We start from the raw sequence: 21,751 nt of genomic DNA, 5'->3' as shown, positions 1-21,751 counted from the left end.
AAACGGTTGAAATAAATGTTGCAACGAAAAATTCGAAAAGCAGGGTGATTCCCGATAGGCCAGGTTTTAATGAAGAAGACATTTTTCGAAATTATAAGTTTTAAATAGTGAATACCATGATGGGCCTTATATAGTTTATTAAAGGAAGCAAGGAATTCAAGATTAGGAAAGGGAGGACCTAACCTTCCTCCCCCCAACAAATCTTTATTGACTAAATACAAATACGTCTCTAAAGGAACGAGAATTATTGCGATCCTTTTTCCAGGTAATGATAACTTTTAATTTTTTTGCTTGTGCGGAAAAAGGGAAATTTTGATGATGGAAAGAAGGTTCAAAATTTCCATCCATTTCTTCATAATCAGCAGTGAACAATTCATATTCTATTGGTGAGTTCGGTTCATCTCTATATGCTTCCACTCTGACTAGTTTAATGTTTTCGTCGCCAACGTATTTTATATCCATGCTATACATATTATAAACGCCAGGTTTAGGTTTAACCTCGTCACTTTCCGGATGATCAATAACCACTTCCCATTGTGTAGAGGTTTCGGAAGCAGGCAACTTTTCAAGCGAAGATGCCATAGTTTGTATTGGAATAAACAATGTCAGAATCAGGATAAGTATAAGTATTTTAGTACCTTTCATAACTGGTTCACCTCCCTTATTCAAATAGGTTGCTACTACTTAGATGTTTTATTCTATATAGGGTAAGAGAGAAGGATTATTATAAATACCCACTTCTTTTAACAGTATCCATAATTTTGTTTACTGTGAGTACCTGTTCCGAAAATGAAGAGGTTATCAAACCAGAAGATATATGTTTAATGTTTTAAATGTTGGTATGTTTATCTTTTTACGCGGGGTCAATTCTCTACAAAAACCCGGGTTACAATTGAGAAACATAAGGATTTATTAAATAAGTTACGACAGTTATTGGAAGTAGATCTTTAAGTTAGGGGAATTTAATTGAAAAAAATAATTCAACAACTAAAGAAAGTCGGGGTTCATGTTATTGAAAATAATTTTGATATTGGTTTAGAATTCTTCCATAATGGATTAGATTATTCTAATGAAATAGATACACTTATAGATGAACTGATAACAGCAACCGAAGAGAATGGGAGCAAAAGGATATTAGTTGAATGTCCCGCAACCCTACTACATAGGTTGAGTAAATCGAAGGAAAGAATGAGGATTGTTGGGGAAAGAGTAATCTATACCAGGAAGTTTTCAAAACAATTAGATATAAAAGCCCCATCACACGAAATATGGTCACCTTCTGAACCGAGGGCACTAATATTCTTATCAGAAGTGATGGGTGTAGAAATTAAAGAAGCGGAAAAGTTTCTTAGCAGTATGAAGACTGAATTGCCTTCACAAGTGAATAGAATGTTTACTGTTTATATCATTGACGGTGAGCCGGTTGGTCTTGTGTTCCCTCATATTGAACCTGACACCAATCAGGAAGGTCGGATGTTTTGGATTGGGGTTCATCCAAAGCATCTTGGAAAAGGGCACGGGAAAGCACTTCACAGAATTGGATTATCCAGACTTCAGAAGGAATTTTATGCAAAGTCATATCTGGGTGCTACAAAGAAAGGTAACTTGCCGATGAGGAGGATAATGCAGTCAAACGGTTGCCAACAGAGTGAAAATAGTATGGTTTCTTTAGAATACATTCAATAGACAATGTATGACACCAGTGAATGGAACAACTATTCTTTTGAAACCGAAGTAAAAGTGTATTATAAACTAGGAAATAGAAAGGTTAATTAGAAAGGGGAGCGGGTATTTTGGAACCGACGATTTCACAATATAGGGACCTAAAAATAATATGTGAGGAAGATTGCGGGAACTCGCCTAAAAAAAAGCTGCTTCAAGAATTTAGTATAGCCTTTGCTGTATGCGATACGGATTTTGTGATCAATCAAATTGCAAATGATGTTTACTGGCATTTAATTGGTGATAGGGTTATTCAGGGAAAAGAACCATTTGTCAAAATGATGGTAGACAGAAAAGACAAAAAAATAAATGAAATTCATATCCAAAACATCATTACACATGGACGTACCGGAGCAGTGAACGGTACGTTAAATGTAGGAGGAATGAAACGGTATGATTTCTGTGACATATACAACTTTTCAAGTGCAGGAAAAAATTCCAAAATAAAAGAAATTACCTCATATGTGATTAAGAATACAAGCCACTTTTAGGAGTAATTGCACATATTTCAAGAAATTAGTTGAAATTAGAAATTAAAAAAGGCTAGGACGTATCAGAAAAGTATACCCTAAAATATGACCGATGCTGTTAATTTCTACGTCACTTTAGGTGAGTTCGGATTTTTCTACTGATAAAAACACGTATGTCCCAGCCTCTTGTACTACTAATTAAGCTAATACATCTTTCAAGTTTTATGACACTTTGGCAGCTTATCAAAAGTCATATTTGGCGTCTCGGTTCGCCTGAAGATTTTTATAGGTTTCTGCCAGTAGCACAGTATCTTCAACTAAACGTTCAAGACGAAAAACCACATCATCATTGATTATTTCTTTCCGGTGAATGTCCTTTTCTTCGATAAATACATAAGGCTGGACAATTTGAGCCTTCATATACACTAAAATCGGCTTTAATTGCTGCTCCACCATTAAATAATGTTTCGCTGTACCGGCAGTCACGATTATACTAACTACGTTGTCACGGAAAGCACTAACTGGCAGTAAGTCAAAGATATTTTTTAATGTTGCTGGAATGGATGCTTGAAACGTTGGCGTCCCAATAATAATGGCATCGGCCAACATAATGGTCTCCGTAACGTATTTTGTATCTCCATCATACTCAAAATAATGGCGACCATCGCTGAATTCCAATGTGTAGTCAGCTAGATCTAATAGTGTAACTTCATGCTGCGGGTATTTATTTTCAAGCATTTCAACCACTTTTTTCGTGGCAGTTTTTGTTTTTGAGCCGACAATAGAGCCGGCTAATGCTACAATTCTCATTTTGTTTCTCTCCCTTCTATTTGGCTGTATATTTTTTTATGGCTGGGATGATATCGTTCCCGATGATTTCAATATTTTTCATAATCTTATTGAATGGTACACCACCAAAGTCAATTTGAGCCATAAAGCGTTGCATTCCGTAAAGCTCATATTGGTAAAGTATTTTTTCAATGATTTGTTCTTTGCTACCAACCATTAATGCATCACGTGTATCAGGCGCTTGGGCGAATTGCTGTTTTGGATAACCACTGCCGCGAATGGATTGGAAACCACCATTTATATGTGGGTACATGCCTTGTAATGCTTCTTTTGTAGTATCTGCAACATAGAACAGGCTAGTTGTCCCAATGGGCAATGTTTTTGAATCGAAGCCTTTTTGTTCAGCAGCTTCTCTATAAGCCTCAACAGAAGGTTTAAAGTTGACCGCTGGCCCGCCTAATGTAGTCAGCATCATTGGAATTCCCAAAAATCCAGCTTTAATGGCACTCGCAGGTGGTCCACCGACAGCACGCCAAATCGGGAGTGAGCCATTTTTTGGCTGCGGCAGAATCTGTGCGTTTTGTAATGGAGCGCGGAATTCGCCTTGCCATGTAACATGTTCTTCTTCATTTAACTTTTTAAGTAGTTCTAATTTCTCCTCGAAAATTTCCTCATAATCTTGTAAATTAACGCCTAGCAAGTGATAGGCGCCGATACGGGACCCTCGGCCAGCAACAATTTCCGCACGGCCATCTGAAAGTAAATCGATGGTGGCGAAATCCTCATATACTCGTACAGGATCAGATACACTTAGTACGGTTGCTGAGCTTGTGATTTTAATTTTATTTGTTGCTTGCGCAATGGCACCTAAGACAACGGTATGGGCTTGTGTAGTAAAGTAGGTTTGATGACTTTCACCAACTCCAAAGACATCGATACCTGCTTGTTCCGCTAATTTACTAGCTTCTACTAATTCATTAATTCGTTGTTGAGCTGAAGGACGCTCACCTGTAAGCGGGTTTGGGATATGATCCCCCAATGAGTATAGTCCTAATTCCATGCCTTTTGATGGATTGATGCGATATTGTTCCATAGTTAATTCTCCTCAATTGGTTTCAGATTTTTTTCAATTTCCGCACGACGGTCCTCTAAAAATGGCGGTAAATCTAATGCTTCACCCAATGTTGCGATGTTACCGTCGATTGTGAACCCAGGCCCGTCTGTTGCAATTTCAAATAAGATACCGTTTGATTCGCGGAAATATAGGCTTTTAAAGTAGTAGCGATCCACAATGCCAGATGAATGAAAGCCGCGTATCCGGACTTGTTCTTCCCAATAGGCAAGCTCTTCCTCATCTTTGGCACGAATTGCTAAATGATGAATACTGCCTCGTCCAGGCCTTTCAGCGGGGCCATCTAAATATTTCACAACGATTTCTCCAAAGACTTCACCTTGTACGGATTGGAAAATCGCTTCATTCTCTGTACGAGATATTTCAGTATAGCCAAACATCTCTGTTAGTGTCCTTGTTATTTTATCAATTCTGCGCACGGTTATTTCCACAGAGCCCATGCCTTGAATTTGATGTTCAGCAGGTACGTTTGATCTTTCCCATAATTCCCAGTGTTCAACTTTCTCGCCATTTGATGCAAGAAGTACCATTCGCAGGCCTTCAGTATCTTCAAAGTGCAGGGCAGGCCGGTTGGCGTATACTGTGATCTCGCTATGTTGTATACCGTGCTCTTCAAATCGTGCTTTCCAAAAGGTTAAGCTTTCTTTCGCTGGTACAAGCAGACCTATTTTAGTGATGGCATTTGTGCCTCGATATGTGCGTCCAACAAGGGGCATTTCAAAAAATGATAACTCTGTGCCTGGACTTCCTGTTTTATCCCCGTAAAATAAATGATACATTGATGGATCATCCTGGTTGACCGTCATTTTTACACGGCGTAAACCAAGTACATCACGATAGAAATGGTTATTTTGTTTTGCATCTTTTGTAATCATTGAAATATGATGGTGCCCTGAAATGGTGTACATCAACTATTCCTCCTTATTATCATTTTACTAGTCAAGTGATAAATTAAAAAAATACTACTATGGCATTTTCCTTTTTTCACTATTTTTTTGTACACGGGACATGAGTGAAAACAAGATTCTCTGGTCTTCTTCAGATAAACATTCGTCAAAGAACGAGGATTGGAACGCAAGCTGGGCTTCAAATGCATGATCAAGCTTTTCGCGGCCTTTATTAGTTAACAAAATGGTTTTGGTTTTCCATTCTTGCTTTCGTTCAATAAGTCCGTCTTTTTCCAGACGAGCGAGCATCCGAGAAATGCCACCCTGTGTTACTGTCACTTTCTCGGCTAATTCACTTTGTGTTAATGGCTCGTAGGTTGAAATTTGCATTAACACATCAAATTGCGCAGTAGTTAAATCAAACTGCTTTAAAAATTCATTTGAAAGCATATTACTTTGATGTGTGAAACGAGTGAGTCGAAGCCAGATTAATGAACCGCGGGTATTGTTTTGCATAACGCATGATCACTTCCTTTCGTTATCTTCACTTTACTACTCAATTGATAATAGTGCAAGGAAAATATCTCGAATTCGAGGTATTATATTTTGGGCTAAAGAAATACCTGAGAAGGATAGGGATAAACAAATTATTGTTAAGCTAGTATCCATTAAAATTATTTATTCATGTGGTTAGTGTTAGAAATGTATAAAAGACGGAATAAACCATGGCCAAATATATTTTCCGGGAAATATTCCGTCACATGAATATGGCATTATGGATATTTGGAAAGAAGCATGAATGACTACATCACCATAACTTTATTCACGCAGAAACCACTCCTTAATTAGATTCGCTGATAGAGTCCAGAACAAGTTCTGTGAAAGCCTCTACTGCTGGTGAAAGCCATTTTTTCTTTTTGATTAACATATGGGAATATATTGGGTCCAGTTCTTCCGAGTGTGTTAGAACCTTTAATTTGCCATTTTCTACTTCATCTTTAACGGTAATATAAGGTAAAACAGAGAATCCAAGTCCGCTCATAACGGTTTGTTTAATAGCTTCAATGCTCCATAATTCCATGGTTTGAAAGTTTTGAATGTCGTGCTTTAGAAGGTGCCTTTCAAACATGGTTCGGTAACTGCATCCTTCTTCATTTGTTATAAAATAATGCTTGGTGCTACTATTTTTATAGTCATCAAAATGATTTGGACCATCGTTACTGCTAATAATGACCATTTCTTCCTCAATTAAAGGATAATGAATACATTTTTCTAATTCAATTTCCGGGTAGACCATTAAAGCAATATCTACTTGTCCGCGCATTAAATCAATCTGGTTTTGCCCACAAGTGCCATTGCTTAAGATGATTTTGACATGTGGATACTTTAAGGAAAACTCCCTTATTATTGGACTTAATCGGGAAATGGTTAATGACTCCGGTGCAGCCACTTTTAATACTCCCCTAACTTCGTGTGCGTTTTGCATATTCTTAATCTGGTCATGGGTGGAAAGCAAATCTTCCGCTAAGGGCATTAATTCCCTTCCTAAATGCGTAAGCTTCAAATTTCTTTTCACATACGTAAAAAGCGCGCCGCCAATTTCGTTTTCAAGTGCTTGAATATGTGAGGTTATGGTGGACTGAGTATAATCCAACTTAGAAGCAGCTCCTGTATAACTACCGACTTCTACAATGGTTTGAAAGGTTATAAGATGCCTAATCTCCATATCATTACTCCTTTTTATATGATGTATCGAAAAAAATGATAATGGTTTTAAAAACTTCAATTTTATTTATGGGTGATCTTATCATACAATAAAAGCTGGTCATTCGTAAATTAGTAAACGAAGGTGATTCAATGAATATAGTAGCATTTCTTTCTTATGTAATTATTACATCCATTACACCTGGTCCAAGTAACATCTTGATGATGAATGAAGCAAGAAGATTTAGCTTCATGGGATCGTGGCGGTTCAGCAGCGGGATTTTGACTGGATTTGCAGTGCTAGGGATTCTAAGTGGGGTATTAACAACGGGTCTATACAACTGGATTCCTGTTTTAGAGCCATATTTTAAAATTATCGGCGCAGCATATCTGCTTTACTTGGCATGGCAGGTGGGTATGCCCAAGGATACAACGGATAATTCTAGTGGAGTGCAATCCTCATTTCTATCGGGATTTATCATTCAGATTATCAATGTCAAAAGCATTTTGTTTTTCTTAACTGTGATGAGTGCATTTATATTGCCTTTTAATCATTCTATTAATTCCATCGTACTCTGTTTAATCGTAACCATTTTACTAGGCTGGTCAGCGTTGCTCTTATGGTCAGGGTTCGGTTCAATCTTTAAAAGATTGTTTGCTAAACATGATAAATTATTTCGGGTAATTATGAGTTTGTTATTGATTTACTCTGCTGTCAGTATTTTTCTGTAGATTGCAATCCATATTTTTACCAAGTACCTATCATTCAAAAAATTAAAAAATATGATAGGGTTATAATAAGTGATCTGAACATATGCAAGGGGGGATGTTGCGTGATTAATAGTTTTGATAAAAAAGGACCAGGTTCTAAAGAATATACTAATTGGCTTGAGGAAACGATTGATTCTATTAATGATGGGATTCTAGTGATAGATTCGCAAGGAACAGTTCAATTTGTTAACACTGAATATACAAAAATAACAGGTGTACAACCAGAGGCTATTCTCGGCAAACCCTTGAAAGAAGTTCGAAAAGGAGCAATTCTACCCGAGGCATTAAAAGACGGTAAGCGAAGAGCCGGCATCTATCGCAGGGAAGGACAAATTGAATATGTAATTGATACAGCACCCGTACGTAAACATGGAAAAATTGTTGGCGCCGTTTCTGTTTGTAAAAGCTTAAATGAGGTTCACTTTCTGACAAAAGAACTTAAAAATAGCAAAGAACGACTTGCCAGATTGGAAAATACCGTGGGTCATATGTACCAAACTAAGTATACGTTTGATGATATTATTGGAAAAGATGGAGGTCTGAAGGAAACAGTAGAATTAGCAAAGAAAGCAGCGCATTCGAATTTAAACATACTAATACAAGGAGAAAGCGGTACGGGAAAGGAGTTATTTGCTCATGCTATTCATAGTGAAGGGCCCCGTGCAAAGTTTCCCTTTATTCCAGTTAATTGTGCAGCCATACCTGCAGAACTTCTGGAAAGCGAATTATTTGGTTATGAGGAGGGATCATTTACTAGTTCTAAAAAAGGCGGGAAGGTCGGTCTTTTTGAATTATCCAATTATGGTACTCTCTTTTTAGATGAGATAGGTGATTTGCCTTTTGAACTTCAGGCAAAACTGCTTCGTGTTTTACAGGAAGGAAGGATCCGAAAAGTCGGTGGCTTACAGGAACGAGAAATTGATGTTCAAGTCATAACGGCTACAAATAAGGATTTGGGAAAATTGGTAGATAAGAAACGGTTTCGAGAAGATTTATATTATCGGCTTAATGGTGTTCCTATTATGATTACACCGTTGCGGGAGAGAAGAAGAGACATCACTTCATTCATCAATTTTTTGGTTAAGCAACAAACAACCACGCAACAGCAAATTCAGATAACTGAGGATGCATTTCAAATCCTTAGTCAATACGATTGGCCCGGTAATACACGGGAATTATATAATGCTATCCACTATGCGCTAAGTATGACTGAAGCAGAATATATTGAACCGCAGCACTTACCAGAAATCATTTGCAGGCATGGTTCCATAAGCAACATATATTCCCATCAAAGTCTCAAAGAAATCATAAAAAACACAGAACGGGAAGTTATCAGGCAAACGTTAAAAACTTGTGGGGAGACACTTGAAGGTAAAAAACTGGCGGCACAACATTTAGGTATTTCATTGGCTACCCTCTATAACAAAATGGATCAATAAATTCTAAGAAACTAGAAAAAAGTTCTACATTTTTAGAAATAATGACACCGCTTACAATAGTGGGAGTTCAGATAATTAAATTCTAATTAATTTCCAGTATTTTAGAAACGTATTTTATTTAGCCTTATTGCAAGGCTTTTTTTCTTTGGCATGCTTCTTGCATTATTACAGTTGCGTACACATTTTAAACAAGGGGGAAAATTATGCTTGCTTTCTACGGTTTCTTAATCATCGCCATTTTGTTATATCTTGTACTGACGAAGAAGACCTCAGTTCATTTTGCACTTGTTATTATTCCTACTGTCATTGCTTTAATTGCTGGATTTAGCATAGGGGAACTAGGCGATTTTATGGGCACAGGTATGGCAAACATTGCCATGACAGGCATTATGATTACATTTGCTATCTTGTTTTTTGGAATCATGTTTGATGCGGGGCTGTTTGATCCTTTAATAAACGGCATCGTAAAGTATGCTGGGGGAGATCCAGTTAAAATTGCTTTAGGTACAGCAATTATAGCTATGGCCTCACATTTAGATGGATCAGGTTCCAGCACCTTCCTTATTACAATCTCGGCCCTGCTACCTGTTTATAAAGCCTTAAAAATGAGTCCATTAACATTGGCAGTTATTGCTGCGTTAAGTGCAGGAACAATGAATATGGTGCCGTGGGGCGGACCAACCCTAAGAGCAGCTACAGCGTTGAATATCGATGTAATTGAACTGTATTCTCCTCTTATCCCAGTTCAAATTGTAGGTTTAGTTTGTGTGTTGATTGCAGCCTATTGGCTTGGTAAAAAAGAGCGTAAACGCGTGGGAATCAGTGAAACGGCAGCAACCGTCAATGCAGAGGAGTCTGATGATTTCTTTGGTGAGGAAAAAGATCCAAGTAATGAAAAGCTGAAGCGCCCAAAAATGCTTATACCCAATCTTCTATTAACTATAGCGGTTATTGTTGTTTTGGTAATGGGGATTGTTCCATTAGCACTTCCGTTTGTTATTGGAGTACCACTTGCACTTATGATCAACTATCGTAAGGTAACCATGCAGCAGGAACGGATTGAGGCACATGCACGCGGAGCGATTTACACGTCTTCCGTAATATTTTCTGCAGGGATATTTACCGGGATCCTTGCCGGGACGGGAATGATTGAAGCTATGGCGAGCGTATCAGCAACTGCGATTCCAAGTGGATGGGGCCAGGCGCTGCCGGTTATTCTCGCATACTTGTCTATGCCACTCAGCCTTATTTTCGACCCAGATTCTTTCTATTTTGGTGTACTTCCTGTCTTAAGTGCCACTGCGGAGGCGTTTGGAATTCAACCTGAAACAATGGGACGGGCAGCCATTTTAGGGCAAATGACAGTTGGTTTTCCGATAAGTCCATTGACTGGTTCAACTTTTCTATTGATTGGCTTGGCAGGTGTGGATTTGGGTGATTTACAGAAGAAGGCAATTCCTCTGGGGTTTGGGATTACCGCAGTGATGGCAACTGTTGCATTGCTAATGGGGCTACTCACAAACTAAAAATAGTTTAAAACTTAAGGGGGTAAACTTATATGTTGAAAATTGGATCAGGGGCGGGATTTTCGGGAGACCGTATAGAACCCGCAGAACTATTATTAGAACATGCTAATTTAGATTATCTTGTTCTGGAATGTTTAGCAGAGAGGACAATAGCACTTGCACAACAACGTAAATTACATGACGAGAAAGCCGGATATGATCCCTTGTTGGAAAAAAGAATGCGGAGTCTACTGCCGTTACTTATAGAAAATGACGTTCGTTTAATTACAAATATGGGGGCAGCGAATCCTATCGCTGCAGCGGAAAAAACACTCGAAATCGCAAAGGAATTAAATTTATCTTGTAAAGTGGCTGCCGTAACTGGGGATGATGTGCTTAATCAAATTGATTTAAATTCCGTTCCGTGGGAAGCAAATCATTCCATCTCCCAATTTGAACCGATTATTTCAGCCAATGCCTATCTTGGGATAGATGCAATAATCCCGGCTCTTAATTCCGATGCAAATATTATCATTACAGGGAGAGTGGCAGATCCATCCCTCTTTCTTGCGCCACAAGTCTATCATTTTGGATGGTCAAAAGAGGATTATCCCAAGTTAGGCCAAGGCTTAATTACAGGGCATCTGCTTGAATGTTCAAGTCAGATTAGCGGAGGATATTTTTCCGATACTCATAAAAAAGAGGTGCCTGACCTCGTTAATATTGGATTTCCATATGCCACGATAGCTGCTGATGGGCGTGCCGTTATTTCTAAGGTGGAAGGTACGGGTGGACTTATTGACTTAAGAACAGTTAAGGAACAACTGTTATACGAAATTCATGATCCAACTAACTATATCACACCTGATGTCATCGCTGACCTCTCAACCGTACAAATACGAGAAATTGGAAAAAACCAGGTTGAAATAATGAATGGTACTGGCAGGGAACGTCCTAAGTCCTTGAAAGTTTCTGTTGGTTATCATGCGGGTTATTTGGGAGAAGGAGAAATCTCTTATGCTGGCTCATATGCGTTGGAGCGAGCAGAGCTTGCGGGAGAAATTTTGAAGGAACGATTATTGATGCATTTTCCGGATTTGCGAATTGACTATATTGGATTATCCTCAGTTCATCGGACAAACTTCGGCAATGCAACAATACCATATGAAATAAGGCTTCGTGCCGCTGGATATCACAATTCCAAACAAACGGCAGGTCTAATAGGAGAAGAAGTTGAAGCTTTATATTTAAATGGTCCTGCAGCGGGTGGGGGAGCACGAAAAAAAATTACTGAATCCATCGGGGTGCTATCTACTTTGATTGAAAGAGAGCAAGTGCAGCCAGAGGTTTATATAAAAGAATGGCTAACAGGGGAGGCGATGAAGAATTGAAATTAGTTGAAATTGCCCACAGTCGTGCAGGGGACAAAGGAAATATTTTGAGTCTATCTCTCATTCCATACAAAGAGAAGGATTATGAAAGGTTATGTCAGAACGTTACCCCTGCAGCGGTGAAAGATCATTTGAAAGATATTGTTAAAGGGGAAGTAATTCGTTATGAACTGCCTAATATCAAAGCGCTGAATTTTGTCTGTTATCAGAGTTTATTAGGAGGGGTTACGACTTCCCTTGCTATGGATACCCATGGGAAAACCCTAAGTAGTGCGCTATTAGAAATGAAGATTGATTAAATTAATCAAACAACCTTATTAGTAAAATAAAAAAGGAGGCCGGGACATAACCAAAATGTTTGACCTAAAAAGACGAACAGTCACAGGATAGGAAGATTAGAACGGTACTTAACAATTATTCTAGGCGCACTGCCACCGCTGCGGAAAAACACTGCGCTTTCCGTGGGCAGCTGATGAGCCTCCTCGAGCTTACGCTAAGGGCACTGAAAAAGTGGTGGATATTAAAAATATAGATTTTCACCTTCACTTAGCATCTTGAATATACGGAGACTCCTGCGGGAAGTGAGAGATCGGCGAGACCCCGCAGGACGGCAGTCCGAGGAGACTCGACACTCGCCCGCGGAAAGCGCAGTATATTCAAGATGCGATGATAGATCCACTTATTTTGTACTATATTTACCTTTTTCAGTGGCCTCCTTACGCTCTCCGGGGTCTCATCTAGGCTTCTGCTCCCACAGGAGTCTCCGCGTTTTTCCTCCGCTAATATGGACTTGGCAATGGTAATATATGGTTTATCCTCTATTACAATGGTTGTTTGGAGCGGAGGACCGTTGACTCCTGCGGGAACAGCGCGAGCTGAAGACCCCGCAGAGCGGGAAATAATGAAGGCCGACTAAAACCGCCCTTTGCGGGCAACATCGGCATACCCCTTGCCGGGGCAAGGAGGCTGAAGCCGTGACCGCGGAAAGCAACGGTCCGCAGCGGAAAACAACCTAGCGCATGTGTGTCATAGTTTATAGACAACTAGCTGTAGGGTTTACAAAAACAAACAAGAAAAATATCCAAACTACTTCAAAATCCAATTAAAGAATTTCGAATCATAGTTCGGATTTCTCTCTGGCCAAAACACTTTAGTCCAGCCTCTTTCCTACTATTAGTCAAGTCTAATATCATAAATTTAGAAATTGTTTTTTACTTTAAGAATTAACTGCTAAATCACCTGCGGCCTTCACTTTTACTCTAGTGGCATCCCCAGGGAGGTAGGCTAATGGTATGTCTTCCAAATCAACAATTTCTATTTTCTTACTATCAGCACCTGCCTCAATTGCCTCGTTTATGGCTAATTCTTTTGCGTTGTTTAATACTTCCTGTCTATTTTCTTTATTGATAGCAAATATCTTTTCTATTTCACCACTAATTTGGGAGATTGCTGAACCAATTGCATTTGCAACCCCTCCATTTTCCGGTTGAAATACTTTAGTTGCACCTTCTATATTGGCAGGTAATAATATGCTTCCGCCACCTACTAATATGACGGGTATGTCATTGGAACTTGTTTTGATTTTATCTACTGCTTCCTCAACCATTTCAACCATACGCTTATAGACTTTTGATAACAATTCTTTATCTAAGTGGTTTACTTTTTCCGGGTCACCAAGTGTTACTTTACCCAAACCGACAGCGACATCAGTTGCTGTTAAGGTGTTACCCCCAAAAATCATAGCTTCGTCGTGTATTTTATGTCCCACACTATCTGGGCCGATGCTGAATTCATTTTCGTTTAAGCGGATAACTGTTCCGCCACCCAAGCCGATCGAATTGATATCCGGCATCCGAAAATTAGTGCGGACACCGCCTAAATCAACGGCTATCGAGGATTGTCTTGGAAATCCTTTGACTAGGACGCCAATATCTGTTGTTGTGCCACCTACATCTACAATGATTGCATCTTTATTATTAGTTAAGAATGATGCACCTCGCAAGCTGTTGGTGGGTCCACAAGCTACAGTTAAAATGGGATATTTTAGTGTATAATCTTTAGACATTAAGGTACCATCATTTTGACAGAAAAATATTTTTGCATTTGCCCCATTATTTTTTAACGCATTTTCAAACCCTTCCGCAGTAGCCTTAGCTACGTTAATAATAGAGGCATTTAAAATAGTAGCATTCTCTCTCTCTAACAAGCCTATACTTCCTACCTCACTGGATAATGATATAGCAACATCCTCTCCCATGACTTCATTCAGAATTTCCGCGGCTCGGTTCTCATGATCCTTATTAACAGGTGAAAATATAGAAGTAACTGCAATAGAATCAACCTTACCCTTTAATGTTCCAGAAATTTCCCTAATTTTGTCTTCATTTAAGGCTGAAATTTGTTGTCCATTAAATTCATGCCCTCCTTCGACAAGGTGAGTATGGTTATCAAGAATGGCTCTTAAATCATCGGGAACACCAGTAAGTGGTTTAATAGCCAAACCTGCAGGTGCGCCAATACGTATGACAGCGATTTTATTTAACCGTTTTCTCTCTACAATTGCATTTGTACATTGTGTCGTGCCTAACATTGCATATTCTATATTCTGTATCTCTACATCCGAGTTTTGAATCAACTGATTGATTGTATTATAAATACCTGTCTCTACATCATTAGTTGTTGGGGTTTTTAGTGATTGAATCACATTCATATTTCTATCTAGTAAGACACCGTCTGTATTTGTACCTCCAACATCGATGCCAAGTCTGTATTTCATCATTACTTTTCACCTCTATCATTTAATTCTTCTATAGATCTAAAGTCATAATCATATCCAAAGTATCTCGGGCCAACAGTTTCGATGCCTTTGGGAGTTCTCCACTTTTTATCTGAAGGAATACCAATAACTGTCCCTCTTGCACCGTATCTTAATCCCTCTGTCGTAATAGGCATGGCTGTTTCAGTATCCAATACAGTAATTAAGTCAGGAGTCATACACAAAATTTGATCATCGGTTTTGGCAAGCAAATTTTCATTTTGGAAATCTAAATAGCAATTTTCGCCCTTATTTTTTTCAAGACCCTCAATTTTTGCTGTTCCGCGTACAAATCCGCCATCCGTTTTTCTTTCAATATCGATGACTTTTCCCGTGAAAAGTTTATAGCCACCTAGCAGATTTAAAACTTCATTAATAGGGTTACGTTTTTTGGTTTTTGCTTCTTTGATGGTTCGACCGATATTTTCTTCTAATGACAATGTTCGGTAAATGGAAGAATCTTTCACCTGGCGTCCTGTCATAGGGTAGATGGCATTCATTACGGATCCGCCCATTTCCATGGTTGCCGTCCTAGCGATTTTTTCAGCCCATAATCCGTTAATGGTATTCATAACCATGCTATTGCCTTTTTCATCCGATAGCACCATCGGGGTTGTACTGACGTCATTTAAATAGAATGTCACCATTTGTAATTCGGGAAATGCTCGTCCCATACCATCACCATCCACTACAGGTAAACCCACTGTTGCAGCTAAAGCTAAGGGAAGTAAAGAGTTTACCCCTCCAGCTTCAATTGGCATAGTCGCTTTTATTCTTTTACCCAATACTTTCTCTAAAGACTTAAATGACTCGATCGCTTCTTGTCCGCTGGGGATTTTTTCTACCATTACTGTAGGTGCTCCCATCATGGCGGAGGGAACTACCATATCTTCATCTGCCAATTCTTCTATATCGATTAGCTTAATGGGCCCGTGCTCTTCAATAGCTTGCATAGCCATTAACTTTCCAATATAGGGATCTCCGCCACCTCCAGTACCTAGTAATGCTGCACCAATTGCTATATTTTCGACTTCTTCTTTGCCAATTAATCTCATGCCTCTGCCTCCTTATTAGTTGACTTTCTCTGTAAAGCACAAATGCTTATTTGAATGAAAAAGGCTATCAAAAACGCATCCAACCCTGAAACTCCTGTTATTGAAAATAATCCAAACCCGGTCGGACTGGGTGATGTCATAAATGCTATGCATGACGCAACACCCCAGTTGATGATACTATAAATTCTAACGTTTTGAATTGTATCGATTTTAGTAAAGCTGTATGAACGATGTCTAAAAATAAAATCAGCTGTATAAATACCACCAATAGGCGGAATAAGCACGCTCAATACACTTAAAAACATAATAAAATTATCATAAATACCAAAGATGGCAAAAGTTGTACCGACAATACCAGCAATAATTGTTAATATATATTTTGGTATTTTCTGAAAAATAACAGAAAAGCCGAGTGCGGATGAGTACAAATTGGTGTTATTTGTGGTCCATTGCGCAAGAATGAGTACTAACATACCACCCGTACCCCATCCTAAACCAATCATAATTGCTACAACATCTACCTCATTCGTCGCCTTCGCTAATATTGCGGAAATCACAAGCACGATACTGAAACCTATAAAATATCCGAGAAAAGAGGCAATAACTGAGTCTTTAGCAGACTTTGCGTATCTTGAGATATCAGGGCCAATAATTGCACCGACAGCTAAGGAACCTATCACCAGTGAAATTGCCATACCAATTGTTAAAGGATCAGAAGTGATTGGAGCGCTATTAAGTTCTTGGTAAGTAAAAGATCGGCTGGCAAGATATACAGATCCGATTAGTAGAATGGCCAGCAGCGGCACAGCGAAAAGACTTAACTTTTCTATCGCCTTATATCCGATACAAGATGTGATTGTCATCAATAAACCGCCTACTATCATCAAAATAACAGGAGATATATCTACCCCAAATACATCTGAAATAACTTTATTCAAACTAGAACCGAATAAATCTAGCTGAACACCGAACCATCCAAATAATGAGATGGCTATAATAACCGATACAGCCATTGATCCAAATCTTCCTAGTGCAAATGATGATACCAAAGCTGTGGAAAGACCCGTTTTTGCTCCCACAATTCCACAAAGGGCACTTAGTATGGATAAAATAAAGGTACCAATTAATGAGGCAATAATCGCTTCATTCAAGCTCATTCCACTACCAAGTGCCCCACCTAAGGCAGTAGCAGATAAAGCAATTATTCCAGCGACCCACACCATAGTCAATTGGAACCAGCCCTGCCTCTCATTTTCGGGAACGGGTTTTAGTTCATAGTCTTCGATGAGTTTATCATTTTGCATAGTTTTCACTCCTAAGTGTTTCTGTGATGTATTGTTCCATGGAATAAATTGCTTGCGTCAAGTTTTTATGAATACCTTCCTGATCGTAAATTACAATTCCCCAAAACAAACCATTACCAATAAAGATAAAGTAATCAATAATTTTTCTGATTGTATGTTCATCAAGATTTGTATACTGTCCTTTTATAACGCCAGTTAGGTTTTTGAGAAGCCACTCGTTATATTGAACTAAATATTCACTCACTTCTTTTTTTATATTAGGAATAGGAGAACTTACCATAGTCACATAGGCTTTAGTTTCCACTATGTTACTTGTATGGTGATACACGATGGAACGAAATAGTTCTGAAAACAAATTGGTTATATTCTCCTTTTTATGATTAAAAAAACTAGTCTTCATACTAGAAAAATGATTATCTAATATAACCTGAATTGCCTGTTTAAATAGATCTTCTTTACTTTCGAAAAAGTAATAAAGAGAAGCAGGTTTAATATCTACTTCCTTTGCAATTTTGCTCATCGTGGCACCATGGTAGCCATGTGTTGAAAAATTATTTATCGTTGCTAGGATTATTTTATTTTTGGTCATATATTCACCTACCTAATGTTTGTTAGGTAATGTTAGCATTGTATTCTAAAATAATCAATATTTCTGACAAAAATAATCTTTAAAAGGGTTAGAACATAATGGAAATATTTTTATAAAACATCGGAAAATAGTTATTAGAAAGTACAAAATTGTTTGAAATATTATCTGGTCAAAGTTATAATACCCCTAAGCGTTTCGCTAGTTTTGGGAATATAGTTTCAATAAAACGAGGGGGCAGTTAAGTGAAACTGAAATACTTTACGTTGTTGCTGGCATTTGGTCTATTACTCAGTATACTGGTAGCTTGCAGTGATGAAACGGGAGGGAAGGAAGGGACAAAGGGAGAATCGGCCGAAGAAGGGGGAAAAGTACTAAATTTAACGAATCCGGATGCGATTCCGACGATGGATCCTTCACAGGCCTCGGATGAATCATCCTTTATCTATCTGGCAGCTACAAAAGAAGGACTCTATCGTTTGGATAATAACGCCAAACCTGTTGATGGTATCGCGACGGATCACACTGTTAGTGAGGATGGACTCACCTGGACGTTTACGTTGCGGGAGGATGCTGAATGGGAAAACGGGGACCCTGTTACAGCTCATGACTTTGTTTATGCATGGCAGCGCGCGGTTGATCCCAAAACAGGATCAGAATATGGCCCGTATATGATGAATGGTGTTATTAAGAATGCGACAAAAGTGAGCGAAGGAAAGGTTCCAGTGGAGAAACTTGGTGTTACCGCAAAAGATGACTATACATTCGTGGTGGAACTGGAGAATCCAACGCCATACTTTGAGTCCTTAACAACTTTTGGTACATTCCTGCCATTAAATCAAGCTTTTGTGGAGGAACAAGGTGACAAGTTTGCTACAAGTACGGATACGTTATTAGCAAATGGTCCATATACGATAGAAAATTGGGAAAGCACAAGCAGCTCATGGGAACTGGTGAAGAATGAGGATTATTGGGATGCCGATACGGTGCAAATGGATAAATTGACTTTTGAAGTGGTAAAAGATCCGCAAACAGCAGTCAGCTTGTATACTTCAGGTGCAGTTGATCGGGTCGACTTAACTGCAGATCTTGTTGACAAGTATAAGTCCCATGATGACTATGTCGTCACACCAGGTACATTTGTGTATTTCATCAAATTTAATCAAAAAGCTAATAAGGCTCTTGCAAACACTAATATTCGTGCTGCGATTGGCAGGGCCTTTGACAAACAGGCATTAGTAGATGAGATTCTAAATAATGGTTCCATAGTTGCAAATGGTCTTGTTCCAGCAAATTTCACGCCAATGCCTGAATCTGGGGAGGACTTCCGTGAAGTTAATGGCGATCTGGTGACATATGATAAGGAAGCGGCCCATGAATACTGGCAAAAAGGGTTAAAAGAAATTGGTAAGGATAAATTGGAATTGGAGCTATTATCAGTTGATGACAAAGCGACCAAAACAATGGTTGAATATATTGCCAACCAGCTTTCAACTAACCTGCCAGGGCTGACGATTAAGCTGAAGCAGGTACCGAAAGAGCTTCGCCTTGATTTGAGTTCGAAGATGGAATACGAACTGCAAATTTCCAGATGGGGCCCAGACTTTCTCGATCCATTTACATACATGAATCTTTATACAACAGGCAGTGGGAACAATTTGATGGGGTACTCAAACCCTAAATACGATGAATTGGTTAATGAAACTGCAACAACATTAGCCCAAGATAATGCTGCACGCTATCAAAATTTCCTAAAGGCCGAAAAGCTGCTATTTGAGGATGCAGTGATAGCACCAATTTATCAAAGTTCAAGAGCACAATTGATTTCACCCAAAATAGAAGGTGTCCATGTTAATCCATTCGGTTCAACATACGAATATAAATGGGCAAATGTGGCGGAGTAAACGGTTACGAACAGATGAGAAATGATTTAGAAATGGCTATTCAAAAAGACCCTTGGTTAGTTAACAAGGGTCTTTTGAAATTCACCCGAATTTTTTACTAATAATTTGTTAATTTTGCGATAGTAAATCAGGTGCCAGTACACGAATATGGTTTTCTTTCAATTGCTTGGATAATGTATCGTCTAACGGTTTATTGGTAACTAATAATTCAATTTCATCAGGTGTTGCAAAGACTGCACTGGATGTTGTGCCAATTTTTGATGAATCTACCATCGCAATGAGTTTATTAGACCGTTTAACGAGTTGTTTCTTCAATTCTACCTCATATAAATTAAAGTCTGTCAGCCCTTTATCTATGGAAAAACCATTTCCTGAAGTGAACATCATTTCAATATTTACGTGATCTAATATGTCCAATCCCAGTGTCCCCTCAATAGAAGAGGATCGGTTTGTTACAACTCCGCCAATCATGATGACAGTCAAATTCGGGTTTTCTTTTAATTCTAATGCGGTTAATAAACCAGTTGTTACAACAGTCAAACGCATCGATTGGCTTTTTAAGTATCGTGCTAACTCTAACGCAGTAGAACTAGCATCCAGCAATATACATTGCTTTTCTTCAATTAGTTCAAAGGCCCTTTCAGCAATTATTGTTTTTTCTTCTTTATTTTTCTTTTCCCGTGTAGTAAAGCTGGTATCATTGTTTGTTTCTTCTTTAAGCATTGCACCACCATGAGTTCTAGTTAAAAAACCATCTGCCTCCATTTGATTGAGATCCGTACGAAGAGTGGCCTCTGACACACCTATATGGGAGGATAGTTCCTTAACAGTAACTCGCTTTTTATCGTATAAAAGCTGCATAATTTTATTTCTTCTTTCATTGACAAACATTTTCATTTTATTTCATCCTCTTGTTCTATTTAATTTTATGTTATGTGATATTTAATGATTTATCAATAGTTTTACTTGTTTTATTATTATTACCTTGTTTATATCAATAATAAACAATAAATGAAAATAATTGAAAAAATAAATTGACAAAACAAAAAATAATGATAAAATAAAAAACAAATATTGAAACCGGTTACAAAGGAGTTGAATAATCGGTTACATATTCTATTAACTGAAAGGGAGAGAGGCAAATGAATGAAACAGTAGCGGGTCAACAAGAAGTAGCTAAAAAGATTCCAGAAACAATGAGTGCGGTAGTTGCATATGGGCCAAAGGATTATCGGTATGAAGAAGTAGAAATTCCAAAACTGGAAAACGAAGAAGAAATTATCGTGAAGGTAGAAGCTTGTGGAATTTGCGCTGGTGATATTAAGGCATATGATGGTGCGCCGAGTTTTTGGGGTGATGAAAAACAACCCGCCTATATTAAAGCACCGATGATACCTGGTCATGAATTCATTGCTCGAATCGTTCAAAAAGGAAGTGCAGTGAATGATTTTGCTGTTGGGGATCGAGTAATCTCGGAACAGATTGTACCATGCTGGGACTGCCGATTCTGTGATAGAGGTCAATATTGGATGTGTGAAAAGCATGATTTATACGGTTTTCAAAACAATGTCAATGGCGGCATGGCTGAATACATGAAATTTACCAAAGAAGCAATTAATTATAAGGTTCCTGAAGACTTGCCGATTGAGAAAGCGATTCTAATTGAACCATATGCCTGCAGTCTTCACGCTGTTCAACGGGCACAGGTTCAAATAGGCGATTTTGTTGTCCTATCCGGAGCTGGAACTTTGGGCTTAGGAATGGTTGGTGCCATCAAGAAGTCGGGTGCTGAAAAAATAATCGTACTGGATTTAAAAGAGGACCGCTTGGAATTGGCAAAGCAATTTGGCGCTGATATTGTTTTAAATCCCGGCGAAGTTGATATAGTTCAGGAAATAAAAGACATGACAGACGGTTATGGTTGCGATGTATATATTGAAGCGACCGGACATCCGAAATCGGTCGAACAAGGGCTTCAAATGATTAGAAAATTGGGGCGGTTTGTGGAGTTTAGTGTCTTTGGGGAACCTGTTTCCGTTGATTGGAGTATTATCAGCGACAGGAAGGAACTGGATTTACTTGGTTCTCATTTAGGTCCATATTGTTATCCGTTAGTTATTGATGGGATTGCCAATGGAACTTTTCCAACAAACAATGTTGTGACACATAAGCTGGATTTAAAAGACTTTGAAGAAGGATTTGAGCTGATGAAAAAAGGTGATAAATCTTTGAAAATAGTTTTACAGCCATAATTACTGTGAAGACGGGAGGGATAGG

The 21,751-nt window shown here is 38.6% G+C and carries 20 protein-coding genes; 9 read left to right on the top strand and 11 right to left on the bottom strand.

The genetic code is table 11. From position 1 onward, the window contains the following. Window positions 1-204: 204 nt before the first annotated feature. Window positions 205-645, bottom strand: a complete 441-nt coding sequence (locus CFK37_RS18175; protein WP_089063205.1) for a hypothetical protein — start codon at window positions 643-645, stop codon at window positions 205-207. A 321-nt stretch (window positions 646-966) separates the two neighbouring features. Between CFK37_RS18175 and CFK37_RS18170 the strand changes: the two genes are divergently transcribed. Beyond that, on the top strand, window positions 967-1,686 hold the full coding sequence (locus CFK37_RS18170) for a GNAT family N-acetyltransferase (RefSeq protein ID WP_089063204.1): 720 nt from the start codon (window positions 967-969) through the stop codon (window positions 1,684-1,686). 107 nt (window positions 1,687-1,793) lie between these two features. Continuing rightward, window positions 1,794-2,213, top strand: a complete 420-nt coding sequence (locus CFK37_RS18165; RefSeq protein ID WP_089063203.1) for a nuclear transport factor 2 family protein — start codon at window positions 1,794-1,796, stop codon at window positions 2,211-2,213. A gap of 222 nt (window positions 2,214-2,435) precedes the next feature. Here CFK37_RS18165 and CFK37_RS18160 read toward each other — a convergent pair whose 3' ends face one another. From CFK37_RS18160 to CFK37_RS18140, 5 genes are all read right to left on the bottom strand, one after another. Beyond that, a complete protein-coding gene (locus CFK37_RS18160; RefSeq protein WP_089063202.1) occupies window positions 2,436-3,002 on the bottom strand; it encodes an NADPH-dependent FMN reductase in 567 nt (188 codons plus the stop codon). A gap of 16 nt (window positions 3,003-3,018) precedes the next feature. Further along, entirely contained in the window at window positions 3,019-4,074 is a 1,056-nt protein-coding gene (locus CFK37_RS18155) for an LLM class flavin-dependent oxidoreductase (RefSeq protein ID WP_089063201.1), read from the bottom strand. Between the two features lie 2 nt (window positions 4,075-4,076). Beyond that, window positions 4,077-5,021 (bottom strand): ring-cleaving dioxygenase, encoded by a 945-nt coding sequence (locus tag CFK37_RS18150; protein WP_089063200.1) that lies wholly within the window; start codon window positions 5,019-5,021, stop codon window positions 4,077-4,079. 57 nt (window positions 5,022-5,078) lie between these two features. Continuing rightward, window positions 5,079-5,516 carry a MarR family winged helix-turn-helix transcriptional regulator gene (locus tag CFK37_RS18145; protein ID WP_089063199.1) on the bottom strand — a complete coding sequence of 146 codons (438 nt, stop codon included), beginning with the start codon at window positions 5,514-5,516 and terminating at the stop codon, window positions 5,079-5,081. A 325-nt stretch (window positions 5,517-5,841) separates the two neighbouring features. Then, window positions 5,842-6,726 carry a LysR family transcriptional regulator gene (locus CFK37_RS18140; protein WP_089063198.1) on the bottom strand — a complete coding sequence of 295 codons (885 nt, stop codon included), beginning with the start codon at window positions 6,724-6,726 and terminating at the stop codon, window positions 5,842-5,844. A 131-nt stretch (window positions 6,727-6,857) separates the two neighbouring features. Between CFK37_RS18140 and CFK37_RS18135 the strand changes: the two genes are divergently transcribed. From CFK37_RS18135 to CFK37_RS18115, 5 genes are all read left to right on the top strand, one after another. Then, window positions 6,858-7,436 carry a LysE family translocator gene (locus tag CFK37_RS18135; RefSeq protein ID WP_089063197.1) on the top strand — a complete coding sequence of 193 codons (579 nt, stop codon included), beginning with the start codon at window positions 6,858-6,860 and terminating at the stop codon, window positions 7,434-7,436. A gap of 101 nt (window positions 7,437-7,537) precedes the next feature. Continuing rightward, complete coding sequence (locus CFK37_RS18130; RefSeq protein ID WP_089063196.1) at window positions 7,538-8,914, top strand: sigma-54 interaction domain-containing protein; 1,377 nt, start codon at window positions 7,538-7,540, stop codon at window positions 8,912-8,914. Between the two features lie 203 nt (window positions 8,915-9,117). Further along, window positions 9,118-10,440, top strand: a complete 1,323-nt coding sequence (locus tag CFK37_RS18125) for a CitMHS family transporter (protein ID WP_089063195.1) — start codon at window positions 9,118-9,120, stop codon at window positions 10,438-10,440. 32 nt (window positions 10,441-10,472) lie between these two features. After that, entirely contained in the window at window positions 10,473-11,810 is a 1,338-nt protein-coding gene (locus tag CFK37_RS18120) for an acyclic terpene utilization AtuA family protein (RefSeq protein WP_089063194.1), read from the top strand. Beyond that, on the top strand, window positions 11,780-12,109 hold the full coding sequence (locus tag CFK37_RS18115) for an AtuA-related protein (protein ID WP_089063193.1): 330 nt from the start codon (window positions 11,780-11,782) through the stop codon (window positions 12,107-12,109). The genes CFK37_RS18120 and CFK37_RS18115 overlap by 31 nt, the downstream gene beginning before the upstream one ends. Before the next feature lie 917 nt (window positions 12,110-13,026). Here the strand turns inward: CFK37_RS18115 and CFK37_RS18110 are convergent. Genes CFK37_RS18110 through CFK37_RS18095 form a run of 4 tightly spaced genes read right to left on the bottom strand, consistent with a single transcriptional unit; the run spans window position 13,027 to window position 17,573 of the window. Further along, window positions 13,027-14,586, bottom strand: coding sequence for a hydantoinase/oxoprolinase N-terminal domain-containing protein (locus CFK37_RS18110; RefSeq protein ID WP_172840575.1), 1,560 nt, complete (start codon window positions 14,584-14,586; stop codon window positions 13,027-13,029). Between the two features lie 2 nt (window positions 14,587-14,588). Beyond that, a complete protein-coding gene (locus CFK37_RS18105; RefSeq protein ID WP_089063191.1) occupies window positions 14,589-15,680 on the bottom strand; it encodes an S-methyl thiohydantoin desulfurase family protein in 1,092 nt (363 codons plus the stop codon). Beyond that, on the bottom strand, window positions 15,677-16,984 hold the full coding sequence (locus CFK37_RS18100) for a purine-cytosine permease family protein (protein ID WP_089063190.1): 1,308 nt from the start codon (window positions 16,982-16,984) through the stop codon (window positions 15,677-15,679). The genes CFK37_RS18105 and CFK37_RS18100 overlap by 4 nt, the downstream gene beginning before the upstream one ends. Beyond that, complete coding sequence (locus CFK37_RS18095) at window positions 16,974-17,573, bottom strand: TetR/AcrR family transcriptional regulator (RefSeq protein ID WP_089063189.1); 600 nt, start codon at window positions 17,571-17,573, stop codon at window positions 16,974-16,976. Before CFK37_RS18095 ends, CFK37_RS18100 begins: the two co-directional genes overlap by 11 nt. Before the next feature lie 242 nt (window positions 17,574-17,815). Here CFK37_RS18095 and CFK37_RS18090 point away from each other — a divergent pair, with 242 nt between their 5' ends. Further along, window positions 17,816-19,474: a peptide ABC transporter substrate-binding protein gene (locus tag CFK37_RS18090; RefSeq protein WP_089063188.1), complete on the top strand. Its 1,659-nt coding sequence runs from the start codon at window positions 17,816-17,818 to the stop codon at window positions 19,472-19,474. 108 nt (window positions 19,475-19,582) lie between these two features. Here CFK37_RS18090 and CFK37_RS18085 read toward each other — a convergent pair whose 3' ends face one another. After that, entirely contained in the window at window positions 19,583-20,371 is a 789-nt protein-coding gene (locus tag CFK37_RS18085) for a DeoR/GlpR family DNA-binding transcription regulator (protein WP_089063187.1), read from the bottom strand. 245 nt (window positions 20,372-20,616) lie between these two features. On the opposite strand from CFK37_RS18085, the gene CFK37_RS18080 reads away from it, so the two are divergent. Then, complete coding sequence (locus CFK37_RS18080; RefSeq protein ID WP_089063186.1) at window positions 20,617-21,726, top strand: MDR/zinc-dependent alcohol dehydrogenase-like family protein; 1,110 nt, start codon at window positions 20,617-20,619, stop codon at window positions 21,724-21,726. Window positions 21,727-21,751 lie beyond the last annotated feature (25 nt).

The sequence above is a fragment of the Virgibacillus phasianinus genome (assembly GCF_002216775.1).
Classification (GTDB): domain Bacteria; phylum Bacillota; class Bacilli; order Bacillales; family Amphibacillaceae; genus Virgibacillus_F; species Virgibacillus_F phasianinus.
The sequence above is the reverse complement of the archived record's forward strand: the minus strand, read 5'-3'. Positions and strand labels throughout refer to the sequence as shown.